Source organism: Streptomyces sp. NPDC014864, from assembly GCF_043081525.1.
GTDB lineage: Bacteria > Actinomycetota > Actinomycetes > Streptomycetales > Streptomycetaceae > Streptomyces.
This window is the reverse complement of the sequence record NZ_JBIBWT010000007.1, coordinates 346,527-368,586: the sequence shown is the minus strand read 5'-3', so window position 1 is coordinate 368,586 and position 22,060 is coordinate 346,527. Positions and strand designations below refer to the sequence as shown.

Sequence of the window (22,060 nt, the reverse complement as noted above, 5' to 3'; positions counted from 1 at the left end):
GCTTCGTGCGTCCGCACAGGGGTACGGCCGACGGGCCCGAGGTGTTCAGCGGGCCCCGCGGCCACCTGCCACCGGGCGGTCCCGGGCCCGGCCGCACGCCGGTGACCGGCCCCGCCGTACGCCAGTAGCCTGGGGCGATGCTCAAGGAAGTCATCGCGACCCGCTTCATCACGCCGCTGCGTGAGGGCGGCTCGCTGCCGGGACTCGTCGAGGCCGACGACTTCGGGACGTACGTCCTGAAGTTCACCGGCGCCGGGCAGGGCCGCAAGACGCTGGTGGCCGAGGTGGTGTGCGGGGAACTCGCCCGGCGGCTGGGTTTCCGGGTGCCCCGGCTGGTGACCGTCGGCCTCGACCCGGTGCTGGGACTCGGCGAGCCCGACGAGCAGGTGCAGGAGCTGCTGCGGTCCAGCGGCGGCACCAACCTCGGCATGGATTTCCTCTCCGGCGCCCTCGGCTTCGACCCCCTCGCCTTCCCGGTGGATCCCGAGGAGGCCGGGCGGATCGTCTGGTTCGACGCGCTGGTGAACAACGTGGACCGCTCCTGGCGCAACCCCAACCTCCTCAGATGGCGGGGCGGCCTGTGGCTCATCGACCACGGCGCCACCATGATCTGGCACCACAACTGGCCCGGCGCCGAGACCTCGGCCGCCCGTCCCTACGACGCCTCGGAGCACGCCCTGCTGCCCTTCCGCCCGGATGTCGCGGCCGCGGCCGCGCGCCTCGCGCCCCTGGTCACCGAGGACCTGCTCGCCGAGGTGACCGCCGAGATCCCTGACGCCTGGCTGACCGGCGAGCCCGGCTTCGCCACCCCGGACGAACTGCGCCGGGCCTACGCGCGGCCCCTGCTCGCGCGGGCCGCCGTCATCCACGAGCGCGTCCGGGGCATCGGGGAGGCCGCATGAGCGGGCAGCGCGGCGGCCGTACGGACGACCGCCACATCATCAGGGGCGGCCCGGCGAGCGACCGGCACGTCTTCGAGTACGCCCTGCTGCGCGTGGTGCCACGCATCGAACGCGGCGAGTGCGTCAACGCGGGCGTGCTCGTCTACTGCCGGGCGACGGCCTACGTCGGCGCCCGCACCCACCTGGACGAGGCCCGGCTGCTGGCGCTCGACCCGGAGGCGGACGTGGCGGGCGTGCGGGCCGCACTCCGTGCCGTCGAGGGCGTCTGCGCCGGGGGCGAGACCGCCGGGCAGGCCGCGGGCGACGACGCGGGACGGCGCTTCCGCTGGCTGATCGCGCCCCGCTCCACCATCGTCCAGCCGGGACCCGTGCACACCGGACTGACCACCGATCCGGCGGCGGAGACTGAGCGGTTGCTGGACCTCCTGGTGAGGTAATGGATCACACGCACCGGGTGTGCCGTTGACACCGGGTGCCAGGGCTTCTAGCGTCACGTCTGCTGAAGGTACTAAGCGGTCGCTCACCTGAGGGGCGTACCGTTGCAGCCGCAGATGTTCCGAAGGTGTTCCAGGCTTTCCAAGGGCGAGGAGAACCAGCAATGTCCACCACTGAGCAGCGGGTGGCCGTCGTCACCGGTGCCGCGCGCGGCATCGGCGCCGCGACCGCCGTACGACTGGCCGCCGAGGGGCGCGCGGTCGCCGTGATCGACCTCGACGAGGCCGCCTGCAAGGACACCGTGGAGAAGATCACGGCGGCCGGCGGCAGGGCCATCGCGGTCGGCGCCGACGTGTCCGACGAGGCACAGGTCGAGGCCGCCGTCGCGCGCGTCGTCGAGGAGCTCGGCGCGCCGACGATCCTCGTCAACAACGCGGGTGTGCTCCGCGACAACCTGCTGTTCAAGATGAGCGTCTCCGACTGGGACACCGTCATGAACGTGCACCTGCGCGGTTCGTTCCTGATGGCCAAGGCCTGCCAGAAGCACATGGTCGACGCGGGCTTCGGGCGCATCGTCAACCTCTCCTCGTCCTCCGCGCTCGGCAACCGGGGCCAGGTCAACTACTCCGCCGCCAAGGCCGGTCTGCAGGGCTTCACCAAGACACTCGCCAAGGAGCTCGGCAAGTTCGGCATCACCGCGAACTCCGTCGCCCCCGGTTTCATCGCCACCGAGATGACCAAGGCCACCGCCGACCGCGTCGGCATGGGCTTCGAGGACTTCAAGGCCGCCGCCGCCACCCAGATCCCGGTGCATCGCGTCGGCGAGCCGGACGACATCGCCAACGCGATCGCCTTCTTCACGGGCGACGCGGCCGGCTTCGTCTCCGGCCAGGTGCTGTACGTCGCCGGCGGACCGCTCGACTGAGGCCGGGGGACGGGAACATGACTTCCGTGGAACTTTCCGGCAAGGTCGCGCTCGTCACGGGCGCCAGCCGGGGCATCGGCTACGGCGTCGCGGAGGCGCTGGTGGCCAGGGGCGACCGGGTGTGCATCACCGGCCGCAACGAGGAGGCCCTGAAGGAGGCCGTCGAGAAACTCGGCGCCGACCGGGTCATCGGCGTCGCGGGCAAGGCCCATGACGAGGCGCACCAGGCCGAGGCCGTCGAGCGCGTCATGGAGGCCTTCGGCCGCGTCGACCACCTGGTCAACAACGCCGGCACCAACCCGGTGTTCGGGCCGATCGCCGACCTCGACCTGAACGTGGCGCGCAAGGTCTTCGAGACCAACGTGATCTCCGCGCTCGGCTTCGCCCAGCGCACCTGGCACGCCTGGCAGAAGGACAACGGCGGCACGATCGTCAACATCGCCTCCGTCGCCGGCCTCGCGCCCTCGCCCTTCATCGGCGCCTACGGCGTCAGCAAGGCCGCGATGATCAACCTGACCCAGCAGCTGGCGCACGAGTTCGCGCCGAAGGTGCGGGTCAACGCGATCGCGCCGGCCGTGGTGAAGACCAAGTTCGCCCAGGCTCTGTACGAGGGCCGCGAGGCGGAGGCGGCCGCGTCCTATCCGCTCGGCCGGCTCGGCGTGCCCTCGGACATCGGCGGCGCGACGGCCTTCCTCACCTCGCAGCAGTCCGACTGGATCACCGGGCAGACGCTCGTCGTCGACGGCGGCATCTTCCTCAACGCCGGAGTCGGCTGACCGGCCCGGGCGCCGTTTCCGTTCCCGTGACGATTTCCGCGGACCTCTTGACGGAAACGGCGCCCGCGTCGATGTATGACCCGTGCCGCGCACGGATGACAACGTAGTCAGTCACGTGCTGATCAAGGTCTGGTTCAGACCGGGTTCACCGGGCGGGGCACTGCGGTATGGTCTGCCAACCCTGGGTATGGCGGATCGAGGAGCGTGCGCGTGTTCAACCGGAACCGATGCCTGCGGCCCGTAATGGGCCTCGCGTCCATATCCCTGGTCGCCGGGTGCAGCGTCTTTTCCGACGGCACCCCGGACGACCAGGGACCGATCGTCGTGGGCACCACCAGTGCCCCGAGCACTCTGGATCCGGCCGCCTCCTGGGACGGTTCCTGGGAGCTGTTCCGGAACATCTACCAGACGCTGCTGGCCTATCCGAACGGTGCGACCACGCCCCAGCCCGATGCCGCCGAGAGCTGCAAGTTCACCGACAGCGCGAACACCACCTACAGCTGCGTGCTGCGCTCCGGGATGAAGTTCGCCGACGGCGACCGGCTCGACGCGCGGGCCGTCAAGCACTCCATCGACCGCATCCGCACCATCAACGTGGCCGGCGGCCCGGCGGGGCTGCTCGGCAGCCTGGACCGGGTACAGGTGCTGGGTGACCAGCAGATCGTCTTCCACCTCAACAAGCCCGACGCCACCTTCCCGTTCGTCCTCGCCACCCCTGCCATGTCGATCGTCGATCCGGACGAGTACCCGGCCCGCACCCTGCGCAAGGACAACAAGGTCTTCGGCTCGGGGCCGTACGCCCTCAAGTCGTACGAGGACGGCAAGCAGGCCGAGCTGGTCAAGAACGGCAACTACAAGGGATTCGCCCAGCGCAGAAACGATGCGGTGACCATCCGCTACTTCCAGGACTCGGCCACCATGGTCAAGGCGCTGCGGAACCGGCAGATCGACGTCACCTACCGTGGCCTGGCCGCCGACGACATCATCGCCCTGCAGCGCAAGGACGCCAAGGACCTCCAGCTCGTCGAGGGCGCCGGCACCGACATCAGCTACCTGGTGTTCAACCCGAAGGATCCCTGGGCGCAGAAGACCGCCGTCCGCAAGGCCGTCGCCCAGGTCGTCGACCGCGGGGCGATCGCGCACAAGGTCTACAAGGACACCGTCGACCCGCTGTACTCGATGGTCCCCAAGGGTCTGACCGGCCACACCACCGGCTTCTTCGACGACTTCGGCGACCCCAGCGTGGCCAAGGCCCGCAAGATCCTCTCCGCGGCGGGCATCGACCAGAAGGTCCCGCTCACCCTCTGGTACACCACCGACCGCTACGGCTCGGAGACCGCCCTGCAGTTCCAGGAGCTCAAGCGGCAGCTGGAGGCGTCCGGCCTGTTCACCATCACCCTGAAGAGCCGCCCCTGGAAGACCTACGTGGTCGGCTACCAGAAGGGCGAGTACCCGGTGTTCGGGCGTGGCTGGTTCCCGGACTTCCCCGACGCCGACAACTTCATCGCCCCCTTCGTCGGCCAGCAGAACGCGCTCGGTACGCCCTACCCGGCGCCCAAGATCACCACGGAGCTGCTGCCGAAGTCGCGCGGCGAGAGCGACCGCGGGGCCGTGGTGAAGGAGTTCGAGCAGGCGCAGCAGATCCTGGTGAACGACGCGCGGCTGCTGCCGCTGTGGCAGGGCAAGCAGTACGTGGCCGCGAGCGACGACATCTCCGGCGGCGAGCGGGCGCTCGACCCCTCGACCATCATGATGATGTGGGAGCTGTCCCGGAAGACCAGCTGGTAGGCGGGGCGTTCTCCAAGGCGGGGGTTCGTTGTCAGTGGTCGCCGGTAGGTTCTGAGACCTGGAAGTGACCGCACATCGTGAGGACGTTGACGTGACCGACATCGCCATGCTGCCCGAGTCCTGGCGCGGGGTTCTGGCCGACGAGCTGCAGCAGCCCTACTTCAAGGAGCTGACCGAGTTCGTCGAGGAGGAGCGGGCGAAGGGGCCGGTGTACCCGCCCCGGGAGGAGGTCTTCGCCGCGCTGGACGCCACGCCGTACGACGAGGTGAAGGTCCTGATCCTCGGTCAGGACCCCTACCACGGCGAGGGGCAGGGCCACGGGCTGTGCTTCTCCGTCCGGCCGGGGGTCCGGATCCCACCGTCGTTGCGCAACATCTACAAGGAGATGCACGAGGAGCTGGGCACGCCCGTCCCGGACAACGGGTATCTGATGCCCTGGGCCCGGCAGGGAGTCCTGCTGCTGAACGCGGTGCTCACCGTCCGCGGCGGCGAGGCCAACTCGCACAAGGGCCGGGGCTGGGAGAAGTTCACCGACGCGGTGATCCGGGCGGTGGCCGGCCGCCCGGACCCGGCGGTCTTCGTACTCTGGGGCAACTACGCGCAGAAGAAGCTCCCGCTGATCGACGAGTCCCGGCACGTGGTCGTCAAGGGCGCGCACCCCTCCCCGCTGTCCGCCAAGAAGTTCTTCGGCTCCCGGCCGTTCACCCAGATCAACGAGGCAGTTGCCCGGCAGGGCCACGAGCCGATCGACTGGCACATCCCCAACCTGGGCTGAGCGTCCCGCCCGGCCACGGGGGCCCGGGGGCGCCGCGCGCCCGGGCTCGGCCGGGTGAGGCGCAGCCGGGGCGGTGTTCTTCGGGGGTGCCTGAGCCGGATCGGTGTGCGCTGCGGTTAGCGTCGGGGGATCGGGTCCGGGACTGGGCTGGAGGCGCTGGTGGTGGAGCGACAGGAGCAGGCGGCGCCGGACGCCGTGCTGACGCGGATCGGGCAGAGCGTCCTGCTGCATCACGCCGGGGACCGCGAGGAGGCCCGGGGGCGTTTCCTCGACCTGTGGGGGGAGATCGGCGAGGACGGCGACCCTCTGCACCGCTGCACCCTGGCCCACTATCTCGCCGACACCCAGGACGACCCCGAGGACGAACTGGCCTGGGACCTCAGGGCGCTGTCGGCGGCCGAGGAGCTCAGGGACGAGCGGCTCGCCGGGGCCGAGGGCGCGCCTGCGGTCCGCACCCTCTACCCGTCCCTCCACCTGAACCTCGCCGCCGACTACGTGAAGCTCGGCCGCGCCGAGGCCGCCCGCGTCCACCTCCACCGGGCCCGCGGCGCGGCCGGCGCGCTCGGCGACGACCGGTACGGCGACGGGGTGCGCGCGGCGATCCACCGCCTGGCACTGCGGCTCGGGGAGGGCGGTCCCACCGGCGGCAGGCGGAGCCCGCCACGCCAGCGCCCGGAGTAGCGGCCTCCCGCCCGATCCCCGCCGGACGTGCCGGAGCCGCCGGACCGGCAAGACCCGCCGGACGCCCAGGCCGCGCGTGGTGTCCCGGTCCGTCTCACCGGCCGTACGCCTGCCCGCAGATGACCGCCTCCGGGCTGCCCGGCTTCCAGTCGCCGTACTTCCGGCCGAGGGCGCAGATGTCCGCCTTCTTCCGCGCCGCCTGTGGCGGGAGCTTCGGGAGGTCGATGCGCGGCGGCGGTGCGTGGCGGTGCGGTGGTGCAGGGACGGGCGGGTGAGGTGCGGGGAAGTGCGCCGGGGGACGGGAGCGGTCCTCCGCCGGGGCGGCCGGGGCGTGGGCGCGGGCGGCCGCCCCGGGCGTGCGCTGCGGGCTGATCAGCTCCAGGGCCTCCCGGGCGGGCGCCTGTACGTCCCGCGGCTCGGCGCTCCCTTCCGGGCGGGGCGCCGACGGGCGGGAGGGAGCCGTCTGCGGGGCGGAGACGGGCGGCCGCTGCTGGACCGTGACACAACCGGAGAGGGCCGAGACGGCCACGGAGAGCAGGAGCGTTGCGGTGGTCGTCGTTCGATGCACCCGCGCCACTCTGCTGGGTCAGGGTCACCGGGGGGCGGCGGACCGCCGGAGGATGCCCCGCACGAGTGATCTCCTGACCCCCTGCGAGTGCGGGCGGCCCGTCCGGCTGACGCCGGGCCCAGCGCTCAGTCCCCGGTCGCGCCGTCGAGCCGCTCCCGGATCAGGTCGGCGTGGCCGTTGTGCCGCGCGTACTCCTCGATCATGTGGGTGTAGATCCACCGCAGGCTGAACGGCTCGTTCGTGGACCTGCTCCGGCCCTTGGAGAGGTCGTCCAGGGCGAACGGGACGCAGGTGCGCCGCGCGACCTCGATCTCGGCCTGCCACGTGGCGTACGCCTCCTGCCAGTTGTCCTCCTCGGCGAGGTGGAAGTCGCGGTCCCGGTCCTCATCGGTGCAGTAGATAGGGCCCGCTTCCTCGCCCACCAGCACCTTGCGGAACCATCCCCGTTCCACCTCCGCCATGTGGCGCACCAGCCCCATCAGGGACAGCTCGGACGGCTCCACGGCCGCGGTCCGCACCTGCTCGTCGGTCAGGCCCTCGCACTTCCAGGCCAGGGTCTGCCGGTGGTAGTCCAGCCAGCCTTCCAGCATGGTGCGTTCGTCGGCGTTCAGGGCGGGTTCTCGGCGCTCGATCGTCATGTCCCCGATCCTGTCCCGGGCCGAGCCGTCACACCAGCCGTTTTCCGGCACCGAACATCCCCTCCAACAGTTCGCGCAGCCCCGCCCGCACCTCGTCCAACCCCGGCACCCGGGTGTGGAAGGCCCCGACCACGCAGGAGAACATCAGCCCGTCCGCCCAGGCGACCAGGGACAGCACGTGCCGGTCGGCGTCCGTCGAGCCCATCGCCCGTACCAGCGCGTCCAGTTGGTCGCGGAAGCGGGCGCCCGCCGCGTCGAAGTGGGCCCGCAGCTCCGGGCGGCGGGTCGCCTCCAGGGCCAGTTCGTAGCGGGCGACGGTCAGTTCCCGGTTGAGGGTCAGCGCGCGGTGCGTGGCCAGGGCGAGCCCGTCGGTTAGGGCGTCGAGTCCGCCGCGCGGGTCCGGCATCTCGTGCAGGGCCAGAACCCGCGCCTCGCGGTCGGCGAGCCGCCGCACCGCCAGTTCGAGCAGGGCCAGGCGGGTGCGCGCCACGTTGGAGGTGGAGCCCTGCGGCAGTCCGGCCGTCTCGTCGACCGCCCGGTGCGTCAGACCGCGCATCCCGCGTTCGGCGAGCAGGGCGAGGGCGGTGTCGGCGACGAGGTCGGCGCGAGAGGCGCTCGGGGGGTGTGCGGCCATGGAGACGAACCTACCCGCGGCTCCCTCGGGCGACTACGGCCGTAGTCACCGCGCCCGTTGTGGTCGTAGCCGCGCTCACTATAGCCGTAGTACAGTCGCAGGGCCGGGCACTACACTTGTAGTCAGCGCACCAGGAGGAGCCATGGCCATGGCCCAGTCGTCACGCGTCGTCGTCATCGGCGGCGGCATCGCCGGCCTCGCCGCGGCCGCCGCGCTGCACCTGGCCGGCCGGCAGGTCATCGTCCTGGAGCGGGCCCGCTCCCTGGAACCCGTGGGCGCTGCCATCTCCCTCTCCCCGAACGCGCTGCGTGCCCTGGACGTGCTCGGCATCGGCGACGCGATCCGCGACCTCGCGGCCTGGCAGGGCGACGGCGGGCTGCGCACCCCGGGCGGCCGCTGGATCGCCAGGACCGACGCCGCCGCGGCGGCCGAGCGCTTCGGCGGCCCCCTCGTCCTGCTGCACCGCGCCACCCTGATCGAACGCCTGGCCGCGCTCCTGCCGCCCGACGGGGTCCGCACGGACACCGCCGCGCACCTCGCCGACCCCGGGGACGCCCACCGCCCGGCCCGAGTCCGCACCCCGGACGGCGAGCTGGAGGCAGACCTGGTGGTGGGCGCCGACGGTCTGCACTCCGCCGTACGCCGGGCCCTGTTCCCCCGCCACCCCGGACCCGTCTACTCGGGCTTCACCACCTGGCGGGTGGTGATCCCGGTCCCCGGCGCCGAGTTCGCCGCGCACGAGACCTGGGGGAGGGGCCGCCTGTGGGGCACCCAGCCCCTCGAGGACGGCCGGGTCTACGCGTACGCCGCCGCCGTCACGCCCGCCGGGCAGCACGCGGCCGACGACGAGCGGGCCGAACTCCTGCGCCGGTTCGGCGGCTGGCACCACCCCGTCCCGGCCGTGATCGAGGCGGCCCGCCCCGAGGACGTGCTGCGCCATGACGTGCACCACCTCGCCGAGCCGCTGCCCGCCCACCACCGCGGCCGGGTCGCCCTCCTAGGGGACGCCGCGCACGCCATGCCGCCGACCCTCGGGCAGGGCGGAAACCAGGCCCTCGAGGACGCAGTCGTGCTCGCCCACCATCGCGACGACCTCGCCGCCTACACGGCGGCCCGCCTGCCCCGTACGACCGCCGTCGCCCGCCGGGCCGTGCGGGCCGCCCGCCTGAACATGACGGGCAGCCGCGCCGGGACCGCCGTGCGCGACACCGCCCTGGCCGCACTGTCGCGGGCCCGCCCGGCACTGCTGCTGCGCGGTTTCGACGGGATCGCCGACTGGCGTCCGCCGCAGCCCCCGTATGCTGCGACGCAGGCGGGGACAGGCGAGCGGTGAGGGAGTCCAAGTGAAGGTCGGCTGCGTCGGACTCGGCGACATCGCGCGGAAGGCGTACCTGCCGGTGCTCGGCACCCTGCCCGGGGTCGAGCTGCACCTGCAGACCCGGACACCCGCGACCCTGGAAAGCGTCGCCGACACCCTGCACCTCCCGGCCGGCCGGCGGCACCCCAGTCTGGACGCTCTGCTCACCGAGGGCCTCGACGCCGCCTTCGTGCACGCCCCCACCGCCACCCACCCGGAGATCGTCACCCGGCTGCTGGAGGCGGGCGTCCCGACCTACGTCGACAAGCCGCTCGCCTACGAACTCGCCGACTCCGAGCGCCTGGTGGCCCTCGCCGAGGAGCGCGGCGTCCCGCTCGCGGTCGGCTTCAACCGGCGCCACGCCCCCGGATACGCGCAGTGCGCCGAGCACCCGCGCGAGCTGATCCTGATGCAGAAGAACCGCATCGGGCTGCCCGAGGAGCCGCGGACGATGATCCTCGACGACTTCATCCACGTCGTGGACACCCTGCGGTTCCTGGTGCCGGGCCCGGTCGACGACGTCATCGTGCGCGGCCGTGTGCGTGACGGCCTGCTGCACCACGTCGTGCTCCAGCTCGCCGGTGACGGGTTCACCGCGCTCGGCGTCATGAACCGGCTCAGCGGCTCGGCCGAGGAGATCCTGGAGGTCTCCGGGCAGGACACCAAGCGCCAGGTCGTCAACCTCGCCGAGACCGTCGACCACAAGGGGCAGCCGTCCGTACGGCGGCGCGGCGACTGGGTGCCGGTCGCCCGGCAGCGCGGTATCGAACAGGCCGTGCTGGCCTTCCTCGACACGGTGCGCTCCGGCAAACCGCTCAGCGCCCGGGACGCGCTGGAGACCCACGCCCTGTGCGAACAGGTGGTACGAGCCGTGCTGGAGCGTTCCGCCGCGGCCTGAGCGCCCGCACGCCCTCCGCGGCGCAGGTCGCGAGCAGTACGAGCAGCGCGCCGTACACCGGCCAGTCGCCGAAGCGGACGTAGACGGTGGTTCCGTGGGCCGTCGGCACGTCGTACACCGCGGCCGTGCTCGCGTCGGTGCCGAGCCAGGACCCGATGCGCTGCCCGCCCGGGCCGTAGACGGCGGAGACGCCGGTCAGCGTCGCGTGCACCACGGGCCGGCCGGTCTCGGCGGCACGCAGCGCGCCGAGCGTCGCGTGCTGCTCGGGCGCCCAGCTGTGCTGGAAGGTGGAGGTCGAGGACTGCGCGAGCAGCACCTCGGCGCCGTCCTCGGCGAGATGCCGGCTCATGTCCGGGAACGCCGTCTCGAAGCACACCATCGGGCCCACGCGCAGGCCGTGGCCGACGTCCATCACCACCTGCGCGGTGCCCCGCCTGCGGTTCTCGCCGGCCGCCTTGCCGACGGCCGTCGCCCAGCCGAGCACGGAACGGGCGGGCACGTACTCGCCGAAGGGGACCAGCCGCATCTTGTCGTAGCGCTCGCCGGTCGGGCCGTTCGGGCCGACGAGCACGGAGCTCTTGTAGATGCCGGGCCGGTCGGAGCGCCGGGCGTCGACGTTGACCAGGATGTCGGCGCCGGTCTCGCGGGACAGGGCGGCGACGCGGCGCGCCAGGTCGGGGCGCCGGGCGAGGTCGTAGCCGACGCTGCTCTCCCCCCAGACGACAAGGTCGACATGCCGGCCGGCAAGCCGGCGGGTCAGCCGTTCCTCCAGGTCGAAGCGTCTGGCGGGACTGTCGACGCCGTCGACGACGCCCGGCTGCACCACGGCTGTCCGGACCCGGCCGTCGACGTGCGGGCGCGGCGCCCAGACCCAGGCCGCGGAGGTGAGCGCGGCCGTCGCCACCAGGCCGGCCACCGCGGGCACCCGGGACGCGCGGACCGAGACGAGCACGGCCACCGCCACGTTCACGGCCACCACGAGGAAGCTGACCAGCCACACTCCGCCGACCGAGGCCAGCCGCAGCGCCGGAGCCACCTGCCACTGGCTGGCGCCGAGCATCCCCCACGGCCCGCCCAGCCCCTGCCAGGAGCGCACGAGTTCGACGGCCAGCCAGCCCGACGGCAGCACGACCAGGGCGGCCGCGGCGCGCCCCGGTGAGGGAGCACCGGCCAGGAAGCGGCGCACGAGCCACCCCCAGGGGGCCCACAGGGCGCCCAGCAGCCCCGCTATCACCACGGTGAAGACGTGGAGCTCGGGCAGCAGCCAGTGGTGCACGGCCAGCATGAAGCCCAGGCCGCCGCACCAGCCGTCGTACGCGGCCCGCCTCCCGGTCGGGGCGGCGCGGGCGAGCAGGATCCACGGGACCAGGGCGACGCAGGCGAACCACCACAGCGAGGGCGCCGGGAAGGCGAGCATGGGGAGGGCACCCGCGAGCGCGGCGAGGAGCGAGCGCCGCCACGGGGAGGCCGGCCAGTTGCCGAAGGTCTTCATACGGCGCCCTCCTACCCCGTGGTCATTCCAGTGTGCGTGCTGTGGGCGATCTCGCACAGAGGGCCCCGGCCCACCCGCTCGGCTCGCACAGCGGGCCCCGGTTCACCCGCTCAGCCCGCACAACGGGAGCCGGTCAGCCGGGCATCGGCCTGGACCGGGGTCCGGGCAGGGAGCGCCACTTCTCGTGGACGACCACCTCGCGCACCCGCCAGCCCTCGTCCGTGCGCAGCAGCGCGAACGCGTACCGGCCGCCGCACACGAAGTCGGGGGCGGTCCCTCCCGCGTCGTCGCCCGCGAGGCACATCGGGCTGACGTAGTCGGCCTGCACCCGGGCGGTGTCGCCCGTGTCCTGCTCGAGGATCCCGAACCTCAGCCGCCGGTTCGCGATGAGGTGCTGGCGCACCGGGAACTGCCGCATGGTCTCCGCGAGCCACCCGGCGACCTGCCCGGCGTCGCCCTCGATCCCGCCGGCGGACCGGTAGTCCGCGCGCCCGTCCGGGGTGAACAGCCCCCGGTAGGCGGCCCAGTCGCCGTCGTCCACCGCCACCGCGTACTCCGTGATCAGGCCGTCCACGGCCAGCCGGTCCATTACCGTCGCGAGCTCGATCCGCTGCGTCATCGGCTCAGTGTTGGGCACCGGACGCGAGGAGCCAAGGGGCGCGGCCGGGACCGGGTGAGGCGCACGGCCGCTCGCGGGGGAGGAACGCGCTGCGCCGGACGGGTGATACGGCCGGGGCGGGCGGATGCGCGGGACGGCACGGGGTCCCGCGGTGGGGCGCGGGGCCGGGGGATCGGACTGGATGCCGACGGGGTCCGGCGATGTGCCCGGCCGCCCGCGGGCCTAGGGTGATCACATGCGGGGGTGTCGGCGGGTGGAGCGGAGGTCCGTATGAAGCGTCTCGTCACCGTGGTCACCGGCGGCAGCCGGGGCATCGGCGCCGCGGTCTGCCGGCGTCTGGCGGCCGACGGGCACGACGTGGTCGTGGGGTACGTCCGGGACGCCGAGGCCGCCGAGGCGGTGGCGGACGAGGTGCTCGAGGCCGGGGCGCGCAGCGTCACCGTGCCGGTGGACACGTCGGCCGAGGCGGACGTGGAGCGGCTCTTCGCCGTTGCGGAGGAGCGGCTCGGCCCGGTGACCGGGCTGGTGAACAACGCCGGGGTGACCGGCCCGCTGGGCCGCCTCGCGGACACGGACGTGACCGACCTGCGGCGGGTGGTGGACGTCAACCTCCTGGGCACCCTCCTCTGTTCGCGCCGCGCCGCGCAGCTGATGACGCCCCGGGGCAACGGCGCGATCGTGAACGTGTCCTCCGCCGCCGCCACTCTGGGCAGCCCCGGGGAGTACGTCCACTACGCCGCGGCCAAGGCCGCCGTGGACGCCCTGACCGTGGGCCTCGCCAAGGAGCTCGGCCCGGACGGCATCCGCGTCAACGCGGTGTCGCCGGGCGTCGTCGACACCGGGATCCACGCGGCGATGGGCGACCCCGACCGGGTCCGGCGCGCCGCCGAGACGATCCCGCTGCGCCGCGCGGGGCGCGCCGAGGAGATCGCCGCGGCGGTCGCCTGGCTGATGTCTCCGGACGCCTCCTACACGACGGGAGCGGTGCTGCGGGTGTCGGGCGGACGGTGAGACCCGGCGCGTGGCCGGAAGACGTCAGGCCGCCTCGATGACCTCGCCCCGCAGGGCGGCGGCCCACTCGACCACCAACAGCTCGTACTCCGCGCGCTCCTGAGCCGACAGGGAACCGCCCGAGCGCAGCCACAGCGCCCGGATCCGCTCGTTCAGCTCGGCGGCGGAGCGCACGGAACCACGGGCCATGGATTCGGGGAACATGGCGACCAGCCTAGGGGCAAGAGCTGACTCTGCGCTACCGGACGGCTACGCGGACCGTATGGACTCGGTCACCGGCGCCGCGCCCGGGCCGCGCGCTTTCCACGAGTGTCGATACCGGTCGGCGGGACCGATCGGGAGCACCATGGCCTGGACGACGGGACAGCCGTCGTCCCACGGGGACAGGGAGGAGGCCGACATGGCCGCACCCATGACGGCCACTCAGGTCGTCGACCAGTTGAAGAAATGGCGGATCGCGCACGCCGGGATCTCCGGATGGGCCACCCACAACCGCAACCACAAGGGTCCCTGGGGCCCGGTCAACGGATTCGTCTGGCACCACACCGGCGTCGACGTCCCCGACGCGCGGGCGTACGCCGCGGGGCACCTCTTCAACGGGGACGCCCGCCTGCCCGGCCCGCTGTGCCACTTCTCCATCGGCGTCGACGGCACCGTCTACCTCGTCGGCTGGGGCCGCGCCAACCACGCGGGCGGCGGCGACCCGGTGGTGCTGCGGCACGTCGTCGAGGAGGACTACACCGGGCAGTTGCACCCGGCCAAGGGGGACCGGGACGGCGTCGACGGCAACGCCCACTTCTACGGTGTCGAGATCCAGTACAGCGGCAGTCACCCGATGGCCGAGGTCCAGTACCGGACGGCCCTTCGGCTATCGGCGGCCGTGCTCGACTTCCACGGCTGGTCCGAGAAGTCCGTCATCGGGCACGGCGAGTGGTCGAAGGACAAGTGGGACCCGGGGCGGGCCCGCGACACCATCATGGCGATGCCGCAGGTCAGGGCGGACGTGAAGGCGACGCTCGCCGCCGGTCCGGCACCGGCCCCCGCCCTCGCCGGGCCGGGCACGGCCGACCGCGTGGGCCCGGGCCGGACGGTCGAGGGCACGGCCGAGCCCGTGGCGGTGACACTCGCGGACGCGGTCACGGTCGCGGAGTGGGCGCGGGCCCGGTGGCCGGAGGACGGCGCCCTGTCGGACGGTTCGGTTCCGGTGGGCACCGCGCTCGGCTCGGGCTACGCGCACGCCCGCGCCGCGCACGAGGGTGTGGACGTGCTGCGCCGTGAGGTCGCGAACCTGCGGGCCGCTGTCGCGGAGCTGACCACCCTGGTGGCCAGGGGGTCCTGAAGCGCGCTCAGCCCGCGGACTCCGCCGCGTGCGGGCTCAGGAAACCGGCGCCGACCAGGGCGATGATGACTGCTCCGAGGGCCACCCGGTACCAGACGAACGGCATGAAGCTCTTGGTCGAGATGTACTTCATGAACCAGGCGATGACCGCGTATCCGGACGCGAACGCGATGACCGTGGCGAACAGGGTCGGCCCCCAGGCCACGTGGTCGCTCTCCATCGCGTCCTTCAACTCGAAGACGCCGGAGGCCAGGACCGCCGGGATGGCCAGCAGGAAGGAGTAGCGGGCCGCCGACTCCCGCTTGTAGCCCATGAACAGCCCGCCGCTGATGGTGGCACCGGAGCGGGAGACGCCCGGGATGAGTGCCATGGCCTGGCAGCAGCCGAAGACCAGACCGTCCTTGACGCCCAGGTTCTCCAGCGTCTTGCGCTGCTTGGGCGCGCGGTGCCGGCCGCCCGCCTCGTCGCGCGCCGCCAGCCGGTCAGCGATGCCGATGACCACGCCGACGACGATCAGCATGGTCGCGGTGATCCGCAGATCGCGGAACGGCCCCTCGATCTGGTCCTTGAGCGTCACCCCGAGCACGCCGATGGGTATCGATCCGACGATCACCAGCCAGCCCATACGGGCGTCGTGGTCGCGGCGCGTCTCCTTGTCGGCGAGTGAGCGGAACCAGGCGGACAGGATCCGGCCGATGTCCTTGCGGAAGTAGATGAGCACCGCCGACTCCGTGCCGATCTGGGTGATCGCGGTGAAGGCCGCGCCCGGATCCTTCCAGCCCGAGAAGGCCGCGGTCAGCCGCAGGTGCGCGCTGGAGGAGACGGGGAGGAACTCGGTCAGCCCCTGGACGAGTCCGAGGATGAGGGATTCAAGCCAAGACATGGAGGTTGGGAGTCCAAGTGCCGATCGGGAAAACGGAGATGGACACACCGGGCCGCCGTGCCCGGTGATCGGGTGTCATGAGGGGCAGCGTAGCGCCCCGTGAGCACGGGGCCTTCACAGGGCCGTGCGGGCCGGGAGGTGCGGCTCTCCGGCCGCGAGGGAGGGACGCCGCCGGGTCGCGCGCGGGCAGCCAGGGGAGGCGCGGGTGGTGGCGCGGGCGTTCAGAGGCGGCGCAGGTGGTGGCGCTTGCGCCACGCCAGCACCGCGCCCGCCACGGCCGGTACGGCGATGAAGGCCAGGGCGATCAGGAAGGCCGGCGAGGTCGGCGCGGAGGCACGGGCGCCCGCGACGGCGTAGGCGGCGGTGTTGGGGACCGATCCGAGCGCCGTCGCGAGCAGGAACGCCGGCCAGCCCATGCGGGAGACGGCGGCGCAGTAGTTCGCGGCCCAGAACGGCACGCCCGGGAACAGCCGCGCCGCCATCATCGAGCGGAAGCCGTGCCGGCTCAGCTGCCCGTCCGCCGCCGTCAGCCAGCGGCCGCGCAGCAGCCGGCGCAGCGCGTCCTGCCCGAGCACCCGGCCGAGGCCGAAGGCCAACCCGGCCCCGAGGACGGTGCCGGCCAGCGCCGACGCCAGTCCCAGCTGGGAGCCGAACACCGCGCCCGCCGCGAGGTTGAGCAGCGGACGCGGCACGAACGCCACCGTGCACAGGCCGTACGCCACCGCGAACGTCACCGCCGCCGCGGCACCGCCGAGCTGCGGGGGCCAGCCGGCCGCCAGCAGCCGCTGCGGCTCGAAGAGCAGCACCGAGGTCCCCGCCGCCGCGAGCAGGACCACCAGCAGCGTCAGACGCGACCAGGGCGAGAGCAGCGCTCTGGAGCAGCGGGCGAGCCGCCCGTCCGGGACGACGCCCGCGCCCGGGATCGGGACGACGGCCGGGGCGTCCTGAACCGGCTCGACGGCCGGGACCGACGAAGCCGGGGCGCCGGGCGCGGCGATCGAGACGGGCAGGGGCGTGGCCACGGCTACGGAGCGCTCCGTGGCGGCGGCCCGGGGAGAGGCCGTGGCGGTGCCTCCAGAGCGGGTGGTGGCATCGAGCATCCGGCGACACTAACCGACACATGTGTGTGATCGCCGTATGGTCCCTCCCCCGGGCGGCACGGACGCGGGCGCTCGGCGGGCGGCGCGCGGAAAAACCGGTCGACGCGCACGGACGCGTCGGACATGATCGTCCCATGTTCCGGTACGCCTTCCTCCTCGCAGCATCCGCCGCCGCGGATGCCCCGAAGGCTGCCGTCCTGATCCTCGCGGCCGCAGTCGACGGCGCCCGAAGCTGACCCTCCCCGGATCGTCCGGCGGACCCCGCAGGGGGAGGGTCGGGGAGTTCCCGGGGTCCCCGTCCCGGCCGCGTGTCCGCATCCGCGCCGGGACCCTCACCGAGCACCACCGAAGAGGCTTCGAGGTACAGCCATGCCCAAGACGGCGTACGCGCGCACCAAACCGCACCTGAACATCGGCACGATGGGCCACGTCGACCACGGCAAGACCACCCTGACCGCCGCCATCACCAAGGTCCTCGCCGAGCGGGGCGGCGGCACGTTCGTGCCGTTCGACCGCATCGACCGGGCCCCGGAGGAGGCCGCCCGCGGCATCACCATCAACCTCGCGCACGTCGAGTACGAGACCGACACCCGGCACTACGCGCACGTGGACATGCCGGGCCACGCCGACTACGTCAAGAACATGGTCACCGGGGCCGCGCAGCTCGACGGGGCGATCCTCGTCGTCTCCGCGCTCGACGGGATCATGCCGCAGACCGCCGAGCACGTGCTGCTCGCCCGGCAGGTGGGCGTCGACCACATCGTCGTCGCCCTGAACAAGGCCGACGCGGGCGACGAGGAGCTGAACGACCTCGTCGAGCTGGAGGTCCGCGACCTGCTCACCGCGCACGGCTACGGCGGGGACGGTGTGCCCGTCATACGGGTCTCCGGGCTGAGGGCCCTGGAGGGCGACCCGCGGTGGACGGCGTCGATCGAGGCGCTCCTCGACGCGGTGGACACCTATGTGCCCCTGCCCGAGCGCTATCTCGACGCGCCGTTCCTGCTGCCGGTGGAGAACGTGCTCAGCATCACCGGCCGCGGCACGGTGGTCACCGGCGCGGTGGAGCGCGGCACACTGCGGGTCGGCGACCGGGTCGAGGTGCTCGGCGCGGGCGTGGAGACCGTGGTGACCGGCCTGGAGACCTTCGGCAAGCCCATGAAGGAGGCGCAGGCCGGGGACAACGTGGCGCTGCTGCTGCGCGGTGTCCCGCGGGGCGCGGTCCGCCGGGGCCACGTCGTCGCCGCTCCGGGCAGCGTCGCGCCCAGCCGGCGCTTCACGGCGCGGGTGTACGTCCTGTCGGAGCGCGAGGGCGGCCGGACCACCCCGCTGACCACCGGCTACCGCCCGCAGTTCTACATCCGCACCGCGGACGTGGTCGGCGACGTGGACCTCGGCGGTAGCGCCGTCGCCCGGCCCGGCGACACCGTCACGATGACGGTGGAACTGGGCCGCGAGGTGCCGCTCGAGCCGGGCCTGGGCTTCGCCGTACGCGAGGGCGGCCGCACCGTCGCCGCGGGCACCGTGACCACCGTGGAGTAGTCCGGGCCGCCGCCCGAGTCCTCCGCGCCCCGAACTCCCCAGCCAGGGGGGCCGGGGCGCCGGAGGCTCGGCGGGTTCGGGCCCTGCGCGCGGCGGCCGGGGTCCGGCGTGCGGGGACCGGTGCCGGCCCGTCCCCGGCACAATGGAGCCGTGACCGAGCCGATACCCCTGCTGCGCGATGTCGATCACGGGACCGCCAAGCTGATGCCCGACGTGGACCGCGAGCGGGCCTGGCTGCTGACCGTGGACGGGGCGCCGCAGTCGTACGTCGACCTGGACGCCCCCACTCACCTGGAGTTCGAGTACGCGCGCCGGCTCGGGCACGTCCTGGACACCCTCGCTGGGCCGGGCCGACCGCTGGACGTGCTGCACCTCGGCGGCGGTGCGCTCACCCTGCCCCGGTACGTGGCCGCGACCCGCCCCGGCTCCCGGCAGGACGTCGTCGAGGCGGACCGCGGCCTGCTGGAACTGGTCGTCGCCCATCTGCCGCTGCCCGACGACGCCGGGATCGCGCTGCACGCGGCCGACGCCCGCGCCGGGCTGGAGGCCGCCCCGGCCGACTCCGCGGACGTGCTGATCGCCGACGTCTTCGGCGGCTCCCGGGTCCCGGCCCACCTCACGTCCCTCGCCTACGCCCGTGAGGCCGGGCGCGTGCTGCGCGCCGGCGGGGTCTATCTGGCCAACCTCGCCGACGCCGCGCCCTTCGCCTTCCTGCGTTCCCAACTCGCCACCTTCGCGGCGGTGTTCGAGGAGATCGCGCTCATCGCCGAGCCCGGTGTGCTGCGCGGCCGCCGGTTCGGCAACGCGGTGCTCGCCGCCGCGCACCACCCCCTCGACACCGCCGCCCTGGCCCGGCTCACCGCCGCCGACGCCTTCCCCGCCCGGGTCGAACACGGCGCCGCCCTGCGCGCGTTCGTCGCCGGGGCCGAGCCGGTACGGGACGAGGACGCCGTCCCGTCACCCGCGCCCCCCGGCGGGGCGTTCGGCATCGGCTGACCCGCTCTCCGCCAGGCCCCCAGGACTCGGCGCGGCCGGGCGGGTCCGGCCGTCGCCGGTCAGCCCGTGGGGTCGCCGTGCAGCCGGACCGTGCTGAGGACCTTCTGGATCGTCGCGTCCGGGATCTCCTCGCGCACGCCCTTGGCGCCGTAGAGGGTCCAGGAGACGAAGTCGCCCTGCGAGTTCTTGAAGGCGAAGGTGGTGGCCTTGCCGTCGCTGTCGCACTTGTGTGTCTTCTTCACACCCGACGTGTACGACGTCGCCACGCTGCCCTTCACCCCGGACTTCGTGGTGTAGGACTTGGCCGCCCCGATCTTCAGGTACTTCTTGGCGGCGTCGCTCTGGTCGGTGTACCCGCCGAACGCGAACGCGGCCGCGTCGCCGCGGGCGATGCTGGCGGTGTCCTTCCCGCCGTCCTCACCCTTGGTGCCGCTGGCCGCCAGGGACGACGACTCCTCCGTGCCGTCCTTGTCGTCGTCGGACGTGCACCAGTTCTCCTTCAGGAACGCGGGTGCGGAGAAGCCGATGTACGCCGAGCCGTCGCCCTTCTTCTCGTCCTCGAAGAAGGTGAAGATGCCGGGGGAGTCGACCGACCAGGTCGGGGGCACGTCGAAAGCGGTGCCGTACTTCGGATTGACGACGACCTTCCAGCCGGGCACCGTCGGCTTCTCGGTCTCGTTGCCGCGCGGGTTGTCCTCCGACTCCGACGCCGAGACGCTCGGGTCCGCGGACGCCGACGGGCCGCCCTTGTCGCTCGTGCCGCCGCCGGCGCTGTCGTCCTTGTCGCCGCCCAGGACCAGGAAACCGGTCACGCCGGCGGCCACCACCACGGCCGTCGCCGCGATGATCGCGACGAGCTTGGTCCGGTTGCCGCCGCCCCCGCCCGGCGGCGGTTGGGGAGCCCCCGCCGGCCCGGGCGCCCCCCACTGCGACTGCTGCGCATAGGGGTTGCCCTGCTGATAGCCGGGCTGCTGATACGGATTCGGCTGCTGGTATCCCGGCTGCTGATACGGGTTGTTCTGCGGGTTCTGCTCGCCCCCGGGCGGCTGCTGTCCTGGCCACATGGCCAGTAACCCTAGTGGCGCCGCGGACACGATTCGGTCACCGGGTCTTGTCAGGGACGTACCAGAAATAGGAGCCGGCCGGCGGGCCCCGCTCTGGTCAGCACGGGCTACCCATGAGTAACATGCCGCCATGAGCGCAGATCAGATGTCCATCGGTGAGATGCTCGCCGCCACCGTGCCGATGGCCCGCACGTTGAACCTCGAATTCGTGGAGACCGCGCCGGACAAGGCCGTGGTGGCCCTGCCGGACCAGGGCGCGTACCACAACCACGTGGGCGGGCCGCACGCCGGAGCGATGTTCACGCTCGGCGAGTCCGCCAGCGGCGCGATCGTGCTGGCCGCGTTCGGTGAGCAGCTCTCGCGGGCCGTGCCGCTCGCCGTGCGCGCCGAGATCGCCTACAGGAAGCTCGCCATGGGCGCCGTCACCGCCACCGCGACCCTGGGCCGGCCGGCCGCCGAGGTCGTGGCCGAACTGGACGCCGGGCAGCGGCCCGAGTTCCCGGTCGCCATCGAGATCCGCCGCGCGGACGGCGCCGTGACCGGCGAGATGACCGTCGTCTGGACCCTGCGCCCTAACGGCTGAGGCGCCCGGGCGCCGCGCCGTTCGTCAGACCGCCGCGCCCGCACTCGCGGCGGGCCCGGTGCCGGTCGTGCCCCCGCGCGCGGCGGCCCCGGTGCCGGTGCCAACCGGGCCGAGTCCCGCCGCGAACTCCTTGAGCCAGGCCACGAACTCGGGCCCCAGGTCGGGCCGGGCGCAGGCGAGCCGGACCCAGGTGCGCAGGTAGTCGGCCCGGTCGCCGGTGTCGTAGCGCGACCCGGTGAAGAGGACCCCGTGCACGGTGCCCCGCGCGGCGAGTTCCCGCAGGGCGTCGGTCAGCTGGATCTCGCCGCCGCGGCCGGGCGGCGTGCGTTCCAGGACGTCGAAGACGCCGGGGTCGAGGACGTAACGCCCGATGACCGCGCAGGTGCTCGGCGCCTCCTCGCGGGCGGGCTTCTCCACCAGGCCGGTGACGCGCACGACGCCCTCCTCGCCGGTCGGTTCGACGGCCGCGCAGCCGTAGAGGTGGATCTGCGCCGGATCGACCTCCATCAGGGCGACCACGCTGCCCGCGTGCCGGTCGCGGACCTCCATCATGCGGCTCAGCAGGGACTCGCGAGGGTCGATCAGGTCGTCGCCCAGGAGCACCGCGAACGGCTGGTCGCCCACGTGGCGGCGGGCGCACAGGACGGCGTGGCCGAGACCGAGCGGCTCGCGCTGCCGGACGTGGTGGACGGCCGCGAGGCGCGCCGGGCGCGGACGGCGTCGAGCCGCGCGGTGTCCGCCTTGGCCGCCAGCGCCCGTTCCAGTTCCACGGCGTGGTCGAAGTGGTCCTCGATGGCCCGCTTGTGCCGCCCGGTGATCATCAGGATGTCGTCGAGCCCGGCCGCCGCGGCCTCCTCGACGACATACTGGGTGGCCGGCTTGTCGACGACCGGCAGCATCTCCTTCGGGTCGCCTTGGTGGCGGGCAGGAACCGGGTGCCGAGCCCGGCGGCCGGGACGACGGCCTTGCGCACGGTGCGGGCGGCAGCGGCCGGGGACGGGTGCAGGGAGGAGGACGGGGGCGCGGTGCGGGGGGTGATCATGCGGGCCATGCTGGT

General features: G+C 73.3%; 23 protein-coding genes and 1 pseudogene. 14 read left to right on the top strand and 10 right to left on the bottom strand.

The features are described 5' to 3' along the window. Positions 1–137: 137 nt before the first annotated feature. The 7 genes from ACF1A5_RS16005 (at position 138) to ACF1A5_RS15975 (ending at position 6,282) form a co-directional block, all read left to right on the top strand. On the top strand, positions 138–902 hold the full coding sequence (locus ACF1A5_RS16005) for a HipA family kinase (protein WP_392193450.1): 765 nt from the start codon (positions 138–140) through the stop codon (positions 900–902). Further along, positions 899–1,339 (top strand): DUF3037 domain-containing protein, encoded by a 441-nt coding sequence (locus tag ACF1A5_RS16000; RefSeq protein ID WP_392193449.1) that lies wholly within the window; start codon positions 899–901, stop codon positions 1,337–1,339. Before ACF1A5_RS16005 ends, ACF1A5_RS16000 begins: the two co-directional genes overlap by 4 nt. Before the next feature lie 161 nt (positions 1,340–1,500). Continuing rightward, positions 1,501–2,262, top strand: a complete 762-nt coding sequence (fabG, locus tag ACF1A5_RS15995; RefSeq protein ID WP_392193448.1) for a 3-oxoacyl-ACP reductase FabG — start codon at positions 1,501–1,503, stop codon at positions 2,260–2,262. A 17-nt stretch (positions 2,263–2,279) separates the two neighbouring features. Next, positions 2,280–3,038, top strand: a complete 759-nt coding sequence (locus tag ACF1A5_RS15990) for an SDR family oxidoreductase (protein ID WP_392193447.1) — start codon at positions 2,280–2,282, stop codon at positions 3,036–3,038. A 210-nt stretch (positions 3,039–3,248) separates the two neighbouring features. After that, on the top strand, positions 3,249–4,826 hold the full coding sequence (locus ACF1A5_RS15985; RefSeq protein ID WP_392193446.1) for an ABC transporter substrate-binding protein: 1,578 nt from the start codon (positions 3,249–3,251) through the stop codon (positions 4,824–4,826). A 91-nt stretch (positions 4,827–4,917) separates the two neighbouring features. After that, the gene (ung, locus tag ACF1A5_RS15980) at positions 4,918–5,601 is read left to right on the top strand and encodes a uracil-DNA glycosylase (protein ID WP_392193445.1); all 684 of its coding nucleotides are present in this window, start codon (positions 4,918–4,920) and stop codon (positions 5,599–5,601) included. Positions 5,602–5,760: 159 nt separating this feature from the next. After that, the gene (locus ACF1A5_RS15975; protein ID WP_392193444.1) at positions 5,761–6,282 is read left to right on the top strand and encodes a hypothetical protein; all 522 of its coding nucleotides are present in this window, start codon (positions 5,761–5,763) and stop codon (positions 6,280–6,282) included. Between the two features lie 94 nt (positions 6,283–6,376). Here the strand turns inward: ACF1A5_RS15975 and ACF1A5_RS15970 are convergent, their stop codons facing one another. The 3 genes from ACF1A5_RS15970 to ACF1A5_RS15960 form a co-directional block, all read right to left on the bottom strand. Then, positions 6,377–6,850: a hypothetical protein gene (locus ACF1A5_RS15970; RefSeq protein ID WP_392193443.1), complete on the bottom strand. Its 474-nt coding sequence runs from the start codon at positions 6,848–6,850 to the stop codon at positions 6,377–6,379. A gap of 125 nt (positions 6,851–6,975) precedes the next feature. Beyond that, positions 6,976–7,488 carry a DinB family protein gene (locus ACF1A5_RS15965; protein ID WP_392193442.1) on the bottom strand — a complete coding sequence of 171 codons (513 nt, stop codon included), beginning with the start codon at positions 7,486–7,488 and terminating at the stop codon, positions 6,976–6,978. A gap of 28 nt (positions 7,489–7,516) precedes the next feature. Next, positions 7,517–8,122: a TetR/AcrR family transcriptional regulator gene (locus ACF1A5_RS15960; RefSeq protein WP_392193441.1), complete on the bottom strand. Its 606-nt coding sequence runs from the start codon at positions 8,120–8,122 to the stop codon at positions 7,517–7,519. A gap of 148 nt (positions 8,123–8,270) precedes the next feature. On the opposite strand from ACF1A5_RS15960, the gene ACF1A5_RS15955 reads away from it, so the two are divergent. Together ACF1A5_RS15955 and ACF1A5_RS15950 are read left to right on the top strand one after the other, a co-directional pair. Then, complete coding sequence (locus tag ACF1A5_RS15955; RefSeq protein WP_392193495.1) at positions 8,271–9,455, top strand: FAD-dependent monooxygenase; 1,185 nt, start codon at positions 8,271–8,273, stop codon at positions 9,453–9,455. A gap of 10 nt (positions 9,456–9,465) precedes the next feature. After that, positions 9,466–10,377 (top strand): Gfo/Idh/MocA family protein, encoded by a 912-nt coding sequence (locus ACF1A5_RS15950; protein WP_392193440.1) that lies wholly within the window; start codon positions 9,466–9,468, stop codon positions 10,375–10,377. Here ACF1A5_RS15950 and lnt read toward each other — a convergent pair. Both lnt and ACF1A5_RS15940 read right to left on the bottom strand, forming a co-directional pair. Beyond that, positions 10,295–11,869 (bottom strand): apolipoprotein N-acyltransferase, encoded by a 1,575-nt coding sequence (gene lnt, locus ACF1A5_RS15945; protein WP_392193439.1) that lies wholly within the window; start codon positions 11,867–11,869, stop codon positions 10,295–10,297. The genes ACF1A5_RS15950 and lnt overlap by 83 nt on opposite strands. Positions 11,870–12,002: 133 nt before the next feature. After that, positions 12,003–12,488, bottom strand: a complete 486-nt coding sequence (locus ACF1A5_RS15940) for a nuclear transport factor 2 family protein (RefSeq protein ID WP_392193438.1) — start codon at positions 12,486–12,488, stop codon at positions 12,003–12,005. Positions 12,489–12,758: 270 nt separating this feature from the next. Here ACF1A5_RS15940 and ACF1A5_RS15935 point away from each other — a divergent pair, with 270 nt between their 5' ends. Further along, on the top strand, positions 12,759–13,499 hold the full coding sequence (locus ACF1A5_RS15935) for an SDR family NAD(P)-dependent oxidoreductase (RefSeq protein WP_392193437.1): 741 nt from the start codon (positions 12,759–12,761) through the stop codon (positions 13,497–13,499). A 24-nt stretch (positions 13,500–13,523) separates the two neighbouring features. Here the strand turns inward: ACF1A5_RS15935 and ACF1A5_RS15930 are convergent, their stop codons facing one another. After that, positions 13,524–13,703, bottom strand: coding sequence for a hypothetical protein (locus tag ACF1A5_RS15930; protein ID WP_392193436.1), 180 nt, complete (start codon positions 13,701–13,703; stop codon positions 13,524–13,526). Positions 13,704–13,899: 196 nt separating this feature from the next. Here ACF1A5_RS15930 and ACF1A5_RS15925 point away from each other — a divergent pair, with 196 nt between their 5' ends. Next, on the top strand, positions 13,900–14,838 hold the full coding sequence (locus tag ACF1A5_RS15925) for an N-acetylmuramoyl-L-alanine amidase (RefSeq protein WP_392193435.1): 939 nt from the start codon (positions 13,900–13,902) through the stop codon (positions 14,836–14,838). Positions 14,839–14,845: 7 nt separating this feature from the next. On the opposite strand, the gene ACF1A5_RS15920 is transcribed toward ACF1A5_RS15925, so the two are convergent. Further along, positions 14,846–15,721 carry an undecaprenyl-diphosphate phosphatase gene (locus tag ACF1A5_RS15920; protein ID WP_392193434.1) on the bottom strand — a complete coding sequence of 292 codons (876 nt, stop codon included), beginning with the start codon at positions 15,719–15,721 and terminating at the stop codon, positions 14,846–14,848. 221 nt (positions 15,722–15,942) lie between these two features. After that, positions 15,943–16,821: a TVP38/TMEM64 family protein gene (locus tag ACF1A5_RS15915; protein ID WP_392193433.1), complete on the bottom strand. Its 879-nt coding sequence runs from the start codon at positions 16,819–16,821 to the stop codon at positions 15,943–15,945. A gap of 369 nt (positions 16,822–17,190) precedes the next feature. Between ACF1A5_RS15915 and tuf the strand changes: the two genes are divergently transcribed. Together tuf and ACF1A5_RS15905 are read left to right on the top strand one after the other, a co-directional pair. Then, positions 17,191–18,360: an elongation factor Tu gene (gene tuf, locus ACF1A5_RS15910; RefSeq protein WP_392193432.1), complete on the top strand. Its 1,170-nt coding sequence runs from the start codon at positions 17,191–17,193 to the stop codon at positions 18,358–18,360. A gap of 150 nt (positions 18,361–18,510) precedes the next feature. After that, the gene (locus ACF1A5_RS15905; RefSeq protein WP_392193431.1) at positions 18,511–19,356 is read left to right on the top strand and encodes a spermidine synthase; all 846 of its coding nucleotides are present in this window, start codon (positions 18,511–18,513) and stop codon (positions 19,354–19,356) included. A gap of 59 nt (positions 19,357–19,415) precedes the next feature. Here the strand turns inward: ACF1A5_RS15905 and ACF1A5_RS15900 are convergent, their stop codons facing one another. Next, positions 19,416–20,420, bottom strand: a complete 1,005-nt coding sequence (locus ACF1A5_RS15900) for a hypothetical protein (RefSeq protein ID WP_392193430.1) — start codon at positions 20,418–20,420, stop codon at positions 19,416–19,418. Positions 20,421–20,565: 145 nt separating this feature from the next. On the opposite strand from ACF1A5_RS15900, the gene ACF1A5_RS15895 reads away from it, so the two are divergent. Further along, positions 20,566–21,003, top strand: a complete 438-nt coding sequence (locus tag ACF1A5_RS15895; protein ID WP_392193494.1) for a DUF4442 domain-containing protein — start codon at positions 20,566–20,568, stop codon at positions 21,001–21,003. Between the two features lie 24 nt (positions 21,004–21,027). On the opposite strand, the pseudogene galU reads toward ACF1A5_RS15895, so the two are convergent. Next, a pseudogene (gene galU / locus ACF1A5_RS15890) lies at positions 21,028–22,045 on the bottom strand (UTP--glucose-1-phosphate uridylyltransferase GalU). Positions 22,046–22,060 lie beyond the last annotated feature (15 nt).